Origin of the sequence: Pseudocitrobacter cyperus (assembly GCF_039889165.1) — a bacterium.
Classification (GTDB): domain Bacteria; phylum Pseudomonadota; class Gammaproteobacteria; order Enterobacterales; family Enterobacteriaceae; genus Pseudocitrobacter; species Pseudocitrobacter cyperus.
This window is the reverse complement of sequence record NZ_JAYMYY010000013.1, coordinates 1-16745: the sequence shown is the minus strand read 5'-3', so window position 1 is coordinate 16745 and position 16745 is coordinate 1. Positions and strand designations below refer to the sequence as shown.

Sequence of the window (16745 nt, the reverse complement as noted above, 5' to 3'; positions counted from 1 at the left end):
GGAAGCAACATTGTATATTGTCGTTAAAACCTCTACCGCATAGGCTTATCTGGTCAACAGGACGTTGACCAGGGCGGCTCTTTCTTCCTCTACCGCCCTGCCTCCGCACGACTTTTAAGATAATCGGTAGCTATTTTTGCCTTTCTGATTTGATTACCCTATATACAGCAAGGAATTTATAATTTTTATCTATCACCATAGAACACCGCCTGACCCCTTATACTTTTGCCACTCACCTTCTGGAACGAAGAAAACGTTATGAGCATTCATAGCAGGAAACTGTCGTTTACCACGCCGATAATCGTCAGCTTCGCAGGTATCCTTCTGAGCTTTTTGATCATTGCAACACTGGTAATACTGAATCAGCGCAATGACATCATCAGGGAATACCACCACATCAATCGTAATTTCACCCACAATATGGCGGTGAATTACATGGAATCGATACTGCGTGAAGATGATTATATTTTAAACCGCGCAGCGACCTTCTTATCGAATAACGAGCAACTGGATAACGTTGTCAATCGCGACCCGGAGAAAGGGACGGAGTTGATGATGCATTTACTGGCGCTGATGCCAACGGTGACATCCATCTCCGTTGCGGATGCAAAAGGCGATTATCTGCGCGTACCTCAGGTGATGGCCACGCCTGACAGTAGCAGTTTTGACGCAACAAAGCGCCCCTGGTTCCGTGCTCAGGGCGACTCAGGATTGTTTTCCCGCTATACACAACCCTATACCGACCACTTTACCCGCGAAACGACCATCACCATCGCGAAACCCGTGGTGTCTCCTGATGGTAAGCTGAAAGGCACGCTGGCATTCCATCTCGATCTCCCATCCATGAGCTATACCCTACGGCAGATGCAGTCACCCGTTAGCGGAGAGTTTTTTGTCGTCAACCGGGACGGGAAAGCGGTACTTCACCCGGATACGACACGCTTGTTCAGCAATATGGTCTCTGAGCCACTGATGGATCAGATGACCAATGGCGAAGGAGAACTTCATGATGCGAAGAGTCATTCCTGGCTCTACTATTACTCCTTCACTAACCCTGACTGGTTCGTCATTTACAAAGTCTCTGATAACACTCTCGCCGAGCTGGCACACCGGGAAAGTATTATTGTCGCATGGGGCTTTGCGGTAGCGGCATTCGTGATCATCGTCTTCGGGCTCTATCTTCGCCATGCCTCGCGCACCGTGTTGATGAACATCATCAATGCCATTAAAACCGGCGATGTCAATCGCGCCCCGCGACTTGAGGCGATGCTCAGTAAAGCTATCGAAACAAACAAAGAGCGGGAATTAGCTTACGTGCGTCAAGCCACTATCGACGCGCTGACGGGCTGTAAAAATCGTCGCGCCTTCGACAGCGATATTGCTGCGTTGATGAACGATCACCAACCTTTCGCACTGGCGCTGGTTGACGTCGATAATTTCAAATCGATCAATGATACCTGGGGCCATCTGAACGGTGACATCGTGTTGCGTAACGTTGCACGTGAAGGTATTCAGCTTCTGCAACCGCATGACATCTCAATTTATCGTTACGGCGGCGAGGAGTTTGCCATCATCTTCCCGGCGCCATTCATTGATTCGGCGCGGACGCTACTGGAAAACTGGCGCGTTAATGTCGCGCAAAGAACCTGGCGCGAAGAGGGGCTGACAGTCACCTTCAGCGCCGGACTAGGCGAGTGGAATATGGAGTCTCTGGAACAGCTTATTGTTAGCGTTGATGAGGCGCTCTATAAAGCCAAGCAGCAGGGGAAAAACCGGATTTTGCGCACAACTGTGGTCTAAACCTCTCCCTTCCTGAAACAGCCCGCATGCGGGCTTTTTTATCATCACTCGCAAAAATGTAACCGGTTTCAGTTTTTTCACCCTTTCTTTGTGATGCCTTACACACAATCAAAGCAAAGCGGTTGTTGAACATTCTTGCCCGCGATAAAGATGAGATATCAAGGAACATGAGGGCGAATTATGAAGAACATCGTTTTATGCTGTGCTGCAGGTATGTCCACCAGTATGCTGGTTCAACGAATGAAAGACGCAGCTCAAAAGAAAGGGGTTGAGGTCTCCATCAAAGCCGTACCGGTTGCGGAATTTAAAGACAATCTCAACGAAGCCGATATTATTCTGCTTGGCCCACAGGTCAAGTATGAGCAAGCCAAACTCCAGGCGCTGGCCGAACCACTGGGCAAAAAAGTGGCGGTGATCGATATGATGGATTACGGCATGATGAAAGGCGATGCCGTTCTGGATAAAGCCCTCAAGCTGATGGAGTAAACTGTCATGGAAGATTTAGAAACCACCATTATGGAACTATTAGTTAACGCTGGCGCTGCGCGTAGTGCGGCATTAACCGCGTTACAACTGGCACGCAAAGGCGATTTCGACGGTTCAGAGAAAGCGATGGCGGAGTCACATGATTATGTGAAGCACGCACACACCATTCAGACCCAGCTCATTGGTCTGGATGAAGGCACCGGTAAATTACCGGTTAACCTGATTACCGTGCACTCACAGGATCACCTGATGAATGCGATGGTCATTCAGGACTTAGCAACGGATATGATCGAACTTTATCGTCGTACCGCGTAATAAGCTATTTTAAAGCAGGTGCCATAAGGCACCTGCTTTTTATTACAGAAAACCGTACATCCCTGCGAATACCCAACCAAATACGCATGACACGCTCACGCCAATTAAACCGGGCAGAATAAAGCTGTGGTTAATGACAAAACGCCCAATATGCGTTGTCCCGGAGCGATCGAACTGAATCGCCGCCAGGTCACTTGGGTAAGTCGGCAGAATATAGTAGCCATAACAGGCCGGTGCCGACGCCACGATATATGCAGGGTCAACACCAATCGCCAGCGCAACGGGAACAATCGCGGCCAGTGCCGCGGCCTGGGAGTTAACGAACTTGGAGACCAGCAGCAGGACAATGGCATAGGCCCACGGATACTCCTTCACCATCTCCCCTAACACGCCCTTAATTTCAGACATGTGCGCGCCAAACATCGTCTCCGCCATCCAGGCAATGCCGTACACCGCAACGATAGCAATCATCCCCGAACGAAAGACTTCGTTTTTGGAAATCGATGCCGGGTTGGTTTTGGTGACGATAATAATTAGCGCGCCAGAGAGCAGCATAAACATCTGGATTACCAGCACCATCGACAGCGGCTTACCGTTAAAAGCAGGTCGCAGTTCTGAGAAGGCTCCCAGCAGAGCCACGACGGCGATAGAAGCCAAAAATATCCACATTGCCACCCAGTTACTGGTGGGCAATTTTTTATCCAGCAGCGTCGCGGTATCGCCGTACACGTAGTGACGGTTTTCCGGTATCGCAATAAACGCCTGGAACGTCTGATCTTTATCTAAATCTTTGCCACGGAACCAACTGAAAATGCCAATCGCCAGTATCCCGAGCAGCGTGGAAGGAATGGTAATAGATAAGAGATCGAGAAATTCGAGATGCTTGCCGTTGAAGGTGAAATTACCGAGCATAGCGACTAATGAAACCACGGCGACGGAAACCGGGCTGGCAATAATCCCCATTTGCGCGCCAATGGAGCTTGCCGCCATTGGGCGCTCTGGTCGTATATTATTCTTGATCGCCACATCATAAATAATGGGCAGAATGGTATACACAACATGACCCGTACCGCACAGGATTGTCAGCGTGCAGGTCACAAAAGGCGCGACAATTGAGACATACTTCGGATTGCGCCGCAAAAGTTTTTCCGCAATTTGCAGCATCACATCCAGGCCACCGGAAGCCTGAAGCGTTGCCGATGCCGCCACCACGGCAATGATCACCAGCATCACATCAACAGGCGGTTTTCCCGGCTGAAGATGGAACACAAAAACCAGAATAACCAGTCCAATACCGCCTAAAAGACCAAGCGCAATGCCGCCTTTTCTGGCGCCGTAGAATAAACAAATCAAGATGATAATGAGTTGTATAGCAAAATCCATGCGTCCCCCAAATCCTGTCCGTTAATATCCAGTTTTGATGCAATTTTTTAAGGGCTATCCTCCATCATGTTTCACAGAGCAAATAAAACCCGCCCAGCGCTTTGAAGCCAAGAACTGGAAATATTTGCCTGATTAATTTAATGCTTTGACTATACCCACTTTATTTGTGTGGTTTTATGATACATGTAGAATTTTTATCCATTGATAATCTACAGATATAAAAAAAGCCAGCCGGGAAACCCGACTGGCTTTTTAAGCGCTACCTTAACGATTAATCGTTATCGGAACCGCCGAGGCCTGCGTTCAGCAGTTCTGCCAGGCTGGCAGACGCTTCTTCCGCACTCACCTGCTGTGCGACAGGTGCTTCACCTGCTGCACGGCGGCGAATACGATCCTGGTGATACGCATAACCGGTACCGGCCGGGATCAGTCGACCCACGATAACGTTCTCTTTCAGGCCGCGCAGTTCGTCGCGTTTACCCGCAACGGCTGCTTCGGTCAGGACACGCGTGGTCTCCTGGAACGATGCCGCAGAGATGAAGGACTCGGTTGCCAGAGACGCTTTGGTGATACCCAGCAGGTCGCGGGAGTAAGTTGCCGCAACTTTGCCGTTCGCTTCCAGATCGCGGTTAGCAATCTTGACGCGAGAGTATTCAACCTGTTCGCCTTCCAGGAAGTCGGAGCTACCTGCGCTTTCGATGGTGGCTTTACGCAGCATCTGACGAACGATAACTTCGATGTGTTTATCGTTAATCTTAACGCCCTGCAGACGGTATACGTCCTGGACTTCGTTAACGATGTAACGAGTCACAGCATGAACACCACGCAGACGCAGAATGTCGTGCGGCGCTTCCGGCCCATCAGAAACCACGTCACCACGTTCTACACGTTCACCTTCGAACACGTTGAGCTGACGCCATTTCGGAATCATCTCTTCGTACGGATCGCTACCGTCTACCGGGGTGATAACCAGACGACGTTTCCCTTTGGTTTCTTTACCGAAGGAAATGATACCGCTGATTTCAGCCAGGATTGCCGGCTCTTTCGGACGACGTGCTTCGAACAGGTCAGCAACGCGCGGCAGACCACCGGTAATATCCTTGGTACCGCCAGATTCCTGCGGAACACGCGCCAGGGTGTCACCAGAACTGATCTGGATGCCATCTTCAAGCTGAACAATCGCTTTACCCGGCAGGAAGTACTGCGCAGGCATATCGGTGCCAGGGATCAGAACGTCGTTACCCTGAGCATTAACGATTTTCAGTGCCGGACGCAGATCTTTACCACCCGCGGTACGTTCAGCAGAATCCAGAACCACCAGAGAAGACAGACCGGTCAGCTCGTCAGTCTGACGAGTAATGGTCTGGCCGTCGATCATGTCAGTGAAGCGAACAAAACCGCTTACTTCGGTGATAACCGGCATGGTGTGCGGATCCCAGTTTGCAACGGTTTCGCCGCCAGCAACCTGTTCGCCATCACCTTTCGCCATAACAGAGCCGTAAGGCACTTTATAGCTCTCTTTGGTACGACCAAATTCGTCGATCAGCTTCAGTTCAGTGTTACGCGAGGTGATAACCAGTTTACCGCTGGAGTTAACAACAGACTTCGCGTTGCTGAGCTTGATGCTACCTTTGTTTTTCACCTGGATGCTGGATTCAGCAGCCGCACGCGATGCCGCACCACCGATGTGGAAGGTACGCATGGTAAGCTGTGTACCCGGTTCACCGATGGACTGTGCCGCGATAACACCGATAGCTTCACCTTTGTTGATGATGTGGCCACGCGCCAGGTCACGACCATAGCAGTGCGCACAAACACCAAAGTCGGTGTCACAAGATACGACGGAGCGTACTTTCACGGAGTCAACGGAGTTCTCTTCCAGCAGGTCACACCAGTGCTCGTGCAGCAGCGTGTTGCGTGGAACCAGAATGTCCGCAGTACCCGGCTTCAGAACATCTTCCGCAGTCACACGACCCAGAACGCGATCGCGCAGCGGCTCTTTAACGTCACCACCCTCGATAACCGGGGTCATGGTGATGCCTTCCAGCGTGCCACAATCGTCTTCAGTAACAACCAGATCCTGTGCAACGTCAACCAGACGACGCGTCAGATAACCGGAGTTCGCTGTTTTCAGTGCGGTATCCGCCAGACCTTTACGAGCACCGTGGGTCGAGATGAAGTACTGGAGTACGTTCAGACCTTCACGGAAGTTCGCAGTGATTGGCGTTTCGATGATGGAGCCATCCGGCTTCGCCATCAGACCACGCATACCCGCAAGCTGACGAATCTGTGCCGCAGAACCACGCGCACCGGAGTCGGCCATCATGTAGATGCTGTTGAAGGAAACCTGCTGCTCTTCTACGCCGTCACGGTTAATCACGGTTTCGGTCTGCAGGTTATCCATCATCGCTTTGGATACGCGATCGTTCGCCGCAGCCCAGATATCGATAACTTTGTTGTAGCGTTCGCCAGCGGTTACCAGACCAGACTGGAACTGTTCCTGGATCTCAGCAACTTCAGCTTCCGCTTCGCTGATGATCTCGTATTTTTTCTCCGGGATGACCATGTCATCGATACCAACGGATGCACCTGAACGCGCTGCATAAGCAAAGCCGGTGTACATCGTCTGGTCCGCAAAAATAACGGTCGGTTTCAGGCCCAGAATACGGTAGCAGGTGTTCAGCATTTTGGAGATCGCTTTCTTACCCAGCGCCTGGTTGACGATGGAGAAAGGCAGACCTTTCGGTACGATCATCCACAGAATGGCACGGCCGATGGTCGTGTCTTTCAGGCTGGTTTTCGCAACGAACTCGCCGTTTTCATCTTTTTCGTATTCAGTGATACGCACTTTAACGCGCGCATGCAGAGAGGCCAGGCCAGCGCGATAAATACGCTCAGCTTCTTTCGGGCCAGTCAGCACCATGCCTTCGCCTTTGGCGTTAACACAGTCACGGGTCATGTAGTACAGACCCAATACAACGTCCTGAGACGGAACGATGATTGGCTCGCCGTTCGCAGGTGACAGGATGTTGTTGGTAGACATCATCAGCGCACGCGCTTCAAGCTGGGCTTCCAGCGTCAGCGGTACGTGAACAGCCATCTGGTCACCATCGAAGTCGGCGTTATATGCCGCACAAACCAGCGGGTGAAGCTGAATGGCTTTACCTTCGATCAGAACCGGTTCAAATGCCTGGATACCTAAACGGTGCAGTGTTGGTGCACGGTTCAGCATAACCGGGTGTTCGCGGATAACTTCGTCCAGGATATCCCAAACGACAGCTTCTTCGCGCTCAACCATTTTCTTCGCAGCTTTAATGGTGGTAGCGAGACCACGCAGTTCCAGCTTGCCGTAGATAAACGGTTTGAACAGCTCCAGCGCCATTTTCTTCGGCAGACCGCACTGATGCAGACGCAGGTATGGACCTACGGTGATAACAGAACGACCGGAGTAGTCAACACGCTTACCGAGCAGGTTCTGACGGAAACGACCCTGTTTACCTTTGATCATGTCGGCCAAAGATTTCAGAGGACGTTTGTTAGAACCGGTGATCGCACGACCGCGACGACCGTTATCCAGCAGGGCGTCGACCGCTTCCTGCAGCATACGTTTTTCGTTGCGTACGATGATGTCCGGCGCAGCCAGATCCAGCAGACGTTTCAGACGGTTGTTACGGTTAATGACGCGACGATACAGATCGTTCAGGTCAGAAGTTGCGAAACGACCACCATCCAGCGGAACCAGCGGACGCAGATCTGGCGGCAGTACCGGCAGAACGGTCAGGATCATCCACTCTGGTTTGTTACCAGACTGAACGAACGCTTCCAGCAGTTTGATACGCTTGGTCAGCTTTTTACGCTTGGTTTCGGAGTTGGTTTCGTTCAGCTCTTCACGCAGAGTTTCACACTCTTGCTCCAGATCCATGCTTTTCAGCAGGGCCTGAATAGCTTCCGCACCCATCTTCGCGTCGAACTCGTCACCGAACTCTTCCAGCGCGTCCAGATACTGTTCTTCGGTCAGGATCTGGTTACGTTCCAGATTGGTCATACCGCCTTCGATAACCACATAGGATTCGAAGTACAGAACACGTTCGATATCGCGCAGCGGCATATCCAGCAGCAGGCCGATACGGGACGGCAGAGATTTCAGGAACCAGATGTGCGCAGTCGGAGACGCCAGCTCGATGTGGCCCATACGCTCACGACGTACTTTGGTCTGGGTCACTTCAACGCCGCACTTCTCACAGATCACACCACGGTGTTTCAGGCGCTTGTACTTACCGCACAGGCACTCGTAGTCTTTTACCGGCCCAAAGATACGGGCGCAGAAAAGGCCGTCACGTTCAGGTTTAAACGTACGGTAGTTAATGGTTTCCGGCTTTTTAACTTCACCGAAAGACCATGAACGGATCATGTCTGGCGATGCCAGAGCAATTTTGATCGCATCAAACTCTTCGGTTTTAGTCTGCGCTTTCAGAAACTTTAATAAATCTTTCACGGATTTGCTCCCGTCGGAGTTAGCACAATCTGGTGCTGGCTGTTACGCCAGCACCAGTGACCTGTTTGAGCGAGAGTTACTCGTCTTCCAGCTCGATGTTGATACCCAGCGAACGGATCTCTTTCAACAGTACGTTGAAGGATTCCGGCATGCCCGGTTCCATCTGATGGTTACCGTCTACGATGTTCTTATACATCTTAGTACGGCCGTTCACGTCATCAGACTTAACGGTGAGCATTTCCTGCAGGGTGTATGCCGCGCCGTATGCTTCCAGCGCCCACACTTCCATCTCCCCGAAGCGCTGACCACCGAACTGCGCCTTACCACCCAGCGGCTGCTGAGTAACCAGGCTGTAAGAACCGGTAGAACGCGCATGCATTTTGTCATCGACCAGGTGGTTCAGTTTCAGCATGTACATGTAACCCACGGTTACCTGACGCTCGAACTGTTCACCAGTACGGCCGTCGAACAGTGTGATCTGACCGGAAGTCGGCAGGCCACCCAGTTGCAACAGCTCTTTGATTTCAGACTCTTTCGCACCGTCGAAGACCGGCGTTGCGATTGGCATACCTTTACGCAGGTTCTCAGCCAGACGCAGAACTTCTTCATCGCTGAAGGTGTTCAGGTCGACTTTCTGACGAACGTCGGCACCCAGATCGTAGGCACGCTGGATGAACTCGCGCAGTTTCGCGACTTCCTGCTGCTGTTTCAGCATGGCGTTGATCTTATCGCCGATACCTTTCGCAGCCATACCCAGGTGAGTTTCCAGAATCTGACCGATGTTCATACGAGACGGTACGCCCAGCGGGTTCAGTACGATATCTACCGGCGTACCGTTAGCATCGTGCGGCATATCTTCGATCGGGTTGATCTTAGAGATAACACCCTTGTTACCGTGACGACCTGCCATTTTGTCACCAGGCTGGATACGGCGTTTAACGGCCAGGTATACCTTAACGATTTTCAGCACGCCCGGTGCCAGATCGTCGCCTTGCGTGATTTTACGGCGTTTCGCTTCGAGTTTTTTCTCGAACTCGTGTTTCAGTTCGTCGTACTGCTCAGCCAGTTGTTCAAGCTGATTTTGTTTCTCTTCGTCGGTCAGGCCCAGTTCCAGCCAGCGATCGCGCGGCAGTTTGTCGAGCTTCTCAGCTTCAACGCCACCGGCAACCAGCACAGCATAGATACGGCTAAACAGGCCAGCTTCGAGGATCTGCAGTTCTTCAGACAGGTCTTTCTTCGCCTGTTTGAGCTGCATCTCTTCGATTTCCAGCGCACGTTTGTCTTTTTCCACGCCATCGCGGGTGAAGACCTGAACGTCGATAACGGTACCCGATACGCTGTTCGGTACGCGCAGAGAAGAGTCTTTAACGTCAGACGCTTTCTCACCGAAGATAGCACGCAGCAGCTTCTCTTCTGGCGTCAGTTGGGTTTCACCTTTCGGCGTTACCTTACCAACCAGAATGTCGCCACCGGTCACTTCTGCACCGATATAAACGATACCGGATTCATCCAGTTTGGAGAGCGCAGCTTCACCCACGTTCGGGATATCAGCAGTGATCTCTTCCGGCCCCAGCTTGGTGTCACGGGACACGCATGCCAGTTCCTGAATGTGGATGGTGGTGAAACGGTCTTCCTGAACCACACGCTCGGATACGAGGATGGAGTCTTCGAAGTTGTAACCGTTCCATGGCATGAATGCCACGCGCATGTTCTGACCCAGCGCCAGTTCACCGAGGTCGGTAGACGGGCCATCTGCCAGCACATCACCACGATCAACCGGCTCGCCCAGAGATACGCAAGGCATCTGGTTGATACAGGTGTTCTGGTTAGAGCGGGTGTATTTGGTCAGGTTATAGATGTCGATACCTGCTTCGCCCGGGTACATCTCGTCTTCGTTAACTTTGATAACGATACGGGAAGCATCCACGTACTGAACAGTACCGCCACGCTTAGCAACTGCAGTAACACCGGAGTCAACGGCAACAGCACGTTCCATACCAGTACCAACCAGCGGCTTATCAGAGCGCAGAGTTGGAACCGCCTGACGTTGCATGTTCGCACCCATCAATGCACGGTTGGCGTCATCGTGTTCCAGGAACGGGATCAGGGACGCACCGACGGATACCACCTGCTGGGTGGATACGTCCATGTAGTCAACCTGGTCACGGCTGAACAAGCTGGATTCGCCTTTGCTACGGCAGGTTACCAGGTCTTCTACGAAGTGGCCTTCATCGTCCAGGTTGGAGTTCGCCTGAGCAATAACGTAGTTGCCTTCTTCGATAGCAGACAGGTAGTGAATTTCGTCGGTTACCACACCGTCGGTCACTTTACGATACGGCGTCTCGAGGAAGCCGTATTCGTTTGTCTGTGCGTACACGGACAGGGAGTTGATCAGACCGATGTTCGGGCCTTCAGGCGTTTCGATTGGACATACGCGACCGTAGTGAGTCGGGTGTACGTCTCGAACTTCAAAGCCTGCACGCTCACGGGTCAGACCGCCTGGGCCGAGTGCGGAGATACGACGTTTGTGCGTAATCTCAGACAGCGGGTTGTTCTGGTCCATAAACTGAGAAAGCTGGCTGGAACCAAAGAACTCTTTCACTGCTGCAGAAATCGGTTTGGCGTTGATCATATCCTGAGGCATCAGGGTATCCAGATCGCCCAGAGACAGACGCTCTTTCACCGCACGCTCTACACGCACCAGGCCAACGCGGAACTGGTTCTCCGCCATTTCGCCAACGGAACGGATACGACGGTTGCCGAGGTGGTCGATATCATCGACTTCGCCTTTACCGTTACGGATATCGATGAGCTTCTTCATCACTTCGATGATGTCTTCTTTGCTCAGGATACCGGAACCTTCGATTTCGTCGCGCAGCAGAGAACGGTTGAACTTCATGCGACCGACCGCGGAAAGATCGTAGCGGTCTTCGGAGAAGAACAGGTTCTCAAACAGGCTTTCTGCTGCTTCACGAGTCGGCGGCTCACCCGGGCGCATCATGCGGTAGATTTCAACCAGCGCGCTCAGACGATCGTTAGTTGGGTCGACGCGTACAGTCTCAGAGATGTACGGGCCGTGGTCCAGATCGTTGGTGAACAGCGTTTCGATGCGTTTGTGGCCAGACTGGCTCAGCTTAGCCAGCAGATCCAGGCTCAGCTCCATGTTAGCCGGGCAGATCAGCTCGCCAGTAGATTCGTCAACGTAGTCTTTAGACGCAACTTTGCCAGCAATGTACTCAACCGGAACTTCGATATGTTTGATATCGTCTTTTTCCAGTTGGCGAATGTGGCGCGCAGTGATGCGGCGGCCTTTTTCGACGTAGATTTTGCCGTCAGCTTCGATGTCGAAGGAAGCGGTTTCACCACGCAGGCGTTCCGGTACCAGCTCCATCTGCAGCTTGTTGTCGCGAATTTCGAAGACCACTTTCTCAAAGAACAGGTCAAGGATCTGCTCAGTGGTGTAGTTCAGCGCACGCAGAATGATGGTCGCAGGCAATTTGCGGCGACGGTCAATACGGACGAACAGGTTGTCCTTCGGATCGAACTCGAAGTCCAGCCAGGAACCACGGTAAGGGATGATGCGCGCGTTATACAGCACTTTACCCGAAGAGTGGGTTTTACCTTTGTCGGAGTCAAAGAAGACACCCGGACTACGGTGAAGCTGAGAAACGATAACACGCTCGGTACCGTTGATAACAAAGGTACCGTTGTCCGTCATGAGCGGAATTTCACCCATGTAGACTTCTTGTTCTTTAATGTCTTTAACGGTGCCTTCCGGCGCTTCACGCTCGTAGATCACCAGACGCAGTTTTACGCGCAGCGGTGCGGAGTAGGTCACGCCACGGATCTGACATTCCTGGACGTCAAACACCGGTTCGCCAAGACGGTAGCTGACGTATTGCAGCTCGGAGTTACCGCTGTAGCTCTGAATCGGGAATACGGAACGGAAAGCAGCTTCCAGACCATACTGTCCTTCAGGATCTTGCTCGATGAACTTCTGAAACGAGTCAAGCTGGATAGAAAGGAGATAAGGCACATCCAGAACTTGTGGACGTTTACCAAAATCCTTACGAATACGTTTTTTCTCGGTATAGGAGTAAACCATTAGGGTTCCTCAGCTCGCTGACAAGTCGACCCATCTGCCCAATTGAATGGCAGTTTGTGCAACACTATTTTGTTGACCGGAAAATGGAACACTTTCCGCAATGCTTGTTGCTATCACGCTTAAACCATTTCATCGCGATTTACACAGAGCGAGCACCCTGTCGCAATATATTAAGTCGTCGATAGAAACAAGCATTGTCAGGACAACCAGTAGTCAAACAGTGTGAAATGCTACTGGCGCCTTACAGCGCAAAAAGGCTGGTGACTAAAAAGTCACCAGCCATCAGCCTAATTTCTCAGGCTGCAACCGGAAGGGTTGGCTTATTTAACTTCAACTTCAGCGCCAGCTTCTTCCAGAGATTTTTTCAGTGCTTCTGCGTCGTCTTTGCTCACGCCTTCTTTCAGCGCAGCCGGTGCAGATTCTACCAGGTCTTTAGCTTCTTTCAGACCCAGGCCAGTTGCGCCACGTACTGCTTTGATAACAGCAACTTTGTTAGCGCCAGCAGCTTTCAGAATTACGTCGAATTCAGTTTTTTCTTCAGCAGCTTCAGCCGGGCCAGCAGCTACAGCTACAGCAGCAGCAGCGGAAACACCGAATTTTTCTTCCATTGCAGAAACCAGCTCTACAACGTCCATTACGGACATAGCTGCTACTGCTTCAATGATTTGATCTTTAGTGATAGACATTTAAATTGTTCCTGAAAATCAGAATAAGTTTATACGTAAGCAAATGCTTTATAAAGATAACTGCGATTAAGCAGCTTCTTTCGCATCGCGTACAGCAGCCAGAGTGCGAACCAGTTTGCCAGCCGAAGCTTCTTTCATGGTTGCCATCAGGCGTGCAATTGCTTCTTCGTAGGTCGGCAGGGTTGCCAGGCGATCGATTTGCGATGCCGGGATCAACTCACCTTCAAAGGCTGCAGCTTTGACCTCAAATTTTGCATTCGCTTTCGCGAACTCTTTGAACAGACGAGCAGCAGCGCCCGGGTGTTCCATAGAGTATGCAATCAGGGTCGGACCAACAAACGTGTCTTTCAGGCACTCGAACTGAGTACCTTCAACTACGCGACGCAGCAGGGTGTTACGAACAACACGCATGTATACGCCAGCTTCACGACCTGCTTTACGCAGTTCAGTCATTTTGTCCACAGTTACGCCGCGGGAATCCGCAACTACTGCAGACAGCGCGCCTTTGGCTACTTCGCTGACTTCAGCAACAATCGCTTGTTTGTCTTGAAGATTTAAAGCCATTAGCTTTGCTCCTGGATGTTTGCCAGGGCTCATGCCCTGGAACTCACTTCACTCCTCCAAAATGGAGAGAGCGTCTTAAATACGGTGAGCAGAAACAAGCCAAAGAGTACTTTAAAAAATAATCTTAGCGTTCTGTCACCGTCTACGCAGGGGATTAAGTTTCTTGCGAAACACCTGCGGTCTTCGACGGAGGCCTGGATAGGCCAGGCTCCAACGAACAAATCTTTTAGCCGCTAACAATTAATTGTTAGCAAACGTGGGGGTAAGATTGTAGACAAAATCACCGCCCACGTAAAGGCATTAGTTTGCAGCAGCGCTCAGGCCTGCCTGGTCAACTGCAACACCTGCACCCATGGTGGTGGAGATGCTAACTTTCTTGATGTACACGCCTTTCGCCTGAGTCGGTTTTGCTTTTTTCAGCGCAACCAGCAGAGATTCCAGGTTTTCTTTCAGTTTGTCAGCGTCAAAGTCCACTTTACCGATGGTGGTGTGGATGATGCCGTTTTTGTCGTTACGATAACGAACCTGACCTGCTTTAGCGTTCTTAACCGCTTCAGCAACGTTAGGAGTTACAGTACCAACTTTCGGGTTTGGCATCAGGCCGCGCGGGCCCAGAACCTGACCCAGTTGGCCAACAACGCGCATTGCATCCGGGGAAGCAATAACTACGTCGAAGTTCATTTCGCCTTTTTTGATCTGCTCAGCCAGATCTTCCATACCTACCAGTTCAGCGCCTGCAGCTTTAGCAGCTTCAGCGTTTGCGCCCTGGGTAAATACGGCTACGCGAACGGAACGGCCAGTACCGTGCGGCAGTACAGTTGCGCCACGCACGTTCTGGTCAGATTTACGAGCGTCGATGCCGAGGTTAACAGCAACGTCAACGCTTTCGTTGAATTTAGCAGTGGCCAGCTCTTTCAGCAGAGCAATAGCTTCGTTGATGTCGTACTGTTTAGTTGCATCAACTTTTTCACGGATCACGCGCATACGCTTGGTCAGTTTAGCCATTTCTTAATCCTCCACTACCAGGCCCATGGAACGTGCAGTACCTTCAATGGAGCGAGTCATCGCTTCAATGTCGGCGCCAGTCATGTCGGCAGCTTTGGTCTGCGCGATTTCCTGCAGCTGAGCGCGAGAAATTTTACCCACTTTCTCTTTGTTCGGCTTACCGGAACCAGACTTAATACCAGCAGCTTTTTTCAGCAGAACTGCAGCCGGCGGAGTCTTGGTGATGAAGGTGAAAGAACGGTCAGCGTAAACGGTAATAACAACCGGAATCGGCAGACCTTTTTCGATGGAATCAGTTTTTGCGTTGAACGCTTTGCAGAATTCCATGATGTTCACACCCTGCTGACCCAGTGCTGGACCAACCGGCGGACTCGGGTTTGCCATACCAGCCGCAACCTGCAGCTTAACATAGGCTTGTACTTTCTTAGCCATTGCAATTTCCTCTAATTGGGTAATAGCGCCTCGATGAGGCTCCCCGTGATAAATATCGTTTTACGGGCTCAGCCCATAAAAACAAAAGGCGCGAAATTGTATGCCAATTTCGCGCCTCATGCAACGACTAAATCGCTGCTTTTTTGATCGCAGTATTACGCTTTTTCGACCTGCGCGAAGTCCAGTTCTACCGGGGTCGCACGACCGAAGATAGAAACGGAAACTTTCAGACGGGACTTCTCGTAATCCACTTCTTCAACCACGCCGTTAAAGTCAGCAAACGGGCCGTCGTTAACGCGAACCATCTCACCTGGCTCAAACAGCGTTTTCGGACGTGGCTTATCACCCACCTGTTGCAGGCGGTTCATAATCGCATCCACTTCTTTGTCGCTGATTGGCGCCGGACGGTCAGAAGTACCGCCGATGAAGCCCATTACGCGCGGTACACTGCGCACAAGGTGCCAGCTCGCGTCGTTCATGACCATCTGAACCAGAACGTAACCAGGGAAGAATTTGCGCTCGCTTTTGCGACGCTGGCCGCCACGGATCTCTACGACTTCTTCAGTCGGAACCATGACTTCGCCAAACAGCTCTTCCATGTTGTGTAATTTGATATGCTCACGCAGCGAAGTCGCTACGCGGCCTTCAAAACCGGAAAACGCCTGAACGACGTACCAGCGCTTTTTAGGTGCTTCAGACATCTTAGAACCTCAGGCCAGTGATAAAAGAGACCAGGCGAACCAGAATACCATCCAGTCCCCACAGGATCAGCGACATTACCGCGGTAACCGCAGCAACGATAAGCGTAGTATGTAATGTTTCCTGGCGAGTCGGCCAGATAACCTTACGAACTTCAGTACGCGCTTCGCGTGCAAACGCAACGGTCGCTTTTCCTTTTGTCGTTAACAGCGCGACACCACCCGCTGCAGCAATAAGAATTACTACGGCCAGCGCGCGCAATGGCAGCATCATGTCACGATAAAGGTAGTTGCCTACGATAGCCACAATCAGCAGCACCGCAACCACAACCCACTTCATCGCTTCCAGGCCGCGCCCGCTCCCTTGAGCTTCGGTATTCGCACTCATAAACCAACCTGTCAGAAGAATTCTACAAACATTTTCACCCCGCGGGTGCGAGGCGATCCAAACCGAAAGTAAGTTTCGGACTAAACGCTCTCTTCAGAGCCTGTCTCAGCAATGATTATGACAAATAAAATCACTGATGAGCCAGGTTCTGGTTCGACAGCGTACAAAAAGGGCATCAAATGATGCCCTTTTATTGCGCATTGCGTCAAATGTTATCAGCAATTAGCTCATTACTTTAGCAACAACGCCCGCGCCAACGGTACGGCCGCCTTCACGGATTGCGAAACGCAGACCGTCGTCCATCGCGATCGGGTGGATCAGGGTAACAACCATTTTAATGTTGTCGCCCGGCATTACCATCTCTACGCCTTCCGGCAGTTCGATGGTG

Annotated in this window: 13 protein-coding genes; 3 read left to right on the top strand and 10 right to left on the bottom strand. The window is 51.5% G+C overall.

Annotation, left to right across the window (positions count from 1 at the left end; all coding sequences use genetic code 11):
• The first annotated feature begins 258 nt into the window (after positions 1-258).
• The 3 genes from VSR74_RS22470 (at position 259) to VSR74_RS22460 (ending at position 2601) form a co-directional block, all read left to right on the top strand.
• A complete protein-coding gene (locus VSR74_RS22470; RefSeq protein ID WP_347796742.1) occupies positions 259-1800 on the top strand; it encodes a sensor domain-containing diguanylate cyclase in 1542 nt (513 codons plus the stop codon).
• Positions 1801-1980: 180 nt separating this feature from the next.
• The gene (locus VSR74_RS22465; RefSeq protein WP_347796741.1) at positions 1981-2286 is read left to right on the top strand and encodes a PTS sugar transporter subunit IIB; all 306 of its coding nucleotides are present in this window, start codon (positions 1981-1983) and stop codon (positions 2284-2286) included.
• 6 nt (positions 2287-2292) lie between these two features.
• A complete protein-coding gene (locus VSR74_RS22460; RefSeq protein WP_347796740.1) occupies positions 2293-2601 on the top strand; it encodes a PTS lactose/cellobiose transporter subunit IIA in 309 nt (102 codons plus the stop codon).
• 42 nt (positions 2602-2643) lie between these two features.
• Here VSR74_RS22460 and dcuB read toward each other — a convergent pair whose 3' ends face one another.
• From dcuB to VSR74_RS22410, 10 genes are all read right to left on the bottom strand, one after another.
• Positions 2644-3984: an anaerobic C4-dicarboxylate transporter DcuB gene (gene dcuB / locus VSR74_RS22455; protein ID WP_347796739.1), complete on the bottom strand. Its 1341-nt coding sequence runs from the start codon at positions 3982-3984 to the stop codon at positions 2644-2646.
• Between the two features lie 271 nt (positions 3985-4255).
• Positions 4256-8479, bottom strand: coding sequence for a DNA-directed RNA polymerase subunit beta' (gene rpoC / locus VSR74_RS22450; protein WP_347796738.1), 4224 nt, complete (start codon positions 8477-8479; stop codon positions 4256-4258).
• 76 nt (positions 8480-8555) lie between these two features.
• On the bottom strand, positions 8556-12584 hold the full coding sequence (gene rpoB, locus VSR74_RS22445; protein WP_347796737.1) for a DNA-directed RNA polymerase subunit beta: 4029 nt from the start codon (positions 12582-12584) through the stop codon (positions 8556-8558).
• Between the two features lie 320 nt (positions 12585-12904).
• Positions 12905-13270: a 50S ribosomal protein L7/L12 gene (gene rplL, locus VSR74_RS22440; RefSeq protein WP_002445276.1), complete on the bottom strand. Its 366-nt coding sequence runs from the start codon at positions 13268-13270 to the stop codon at positions 12905-12907.
• Positions 13271-13336: 66 nt separating this feature from the next.
• Entirely contained in the window at positions 13337-13834 is a 498-nt protein-coding gene (rplJ, locus tag VSR74_RS22435) for a 50S ribosomal protein L10 (protein WP_001207203.1), read from the bottom strand.
• Positions 13835-14134: 300 nt separating this feature from the next.
• Positions 14135-14839: a 50S ribosomal protein L1 gene (gene rplA, locus VSR74_RS22430; protein ID WP_347796736.1), complete on the bottom strand. Its 705-nt coding sequence runs from the start codon at positions 14837-14839 to the stop codon at positions 14135-14137.
• A 3-nt stretch (positions 14840-14842) separates the two neighbouring features.
• On the bottom strand, positions 14843-15271 hold the full coding sequence (rplK, locus tag VSR74_RS22425) for a 50S ribosomal protein L11 (RefSeq protein WP_015966392.1): 429 nt from the start codon (positions 15269-15271) through the stop codon (positions 14843-14845).
• Between the two features lie 155 nt (positions 15272-15426).
• Positions 15427-15972 (bottom strand): transcription termination/antitermination protein NusG, encoded by a 546-nt coding sequence (gene nusG, locus VSR74_RS22420; RefSeq protein WP_003862341.1) that lies wholly within the window; start codon positions 15970-15972, stop codon positions 15427-15429.
• A 1-nt stretch (position 15973) separates the two neighbouring features.
• The gene (secE, locus tag VSR74_RS22415; protein ID WP_003862342.1) at positions 15974-16357 is read right to left on the bottom strand and encodes a preprotein translocase subunit SecE; all 384 of its coding nucleotides are present in this window, start codon (positions 16355-16357) and stop codon (positions 15974-15976) included.
• 222 nt (positions 16358-16579) lie between these two features.
• Positions 16580-16745 (bottom strand): EF-Tu C-terminal domain-related protein (locus tag VSR74_RS22410; RefSeq protein ID WP_445829202.1); only part of this gene is annotated, 166 nt, incomplete at its 5' end.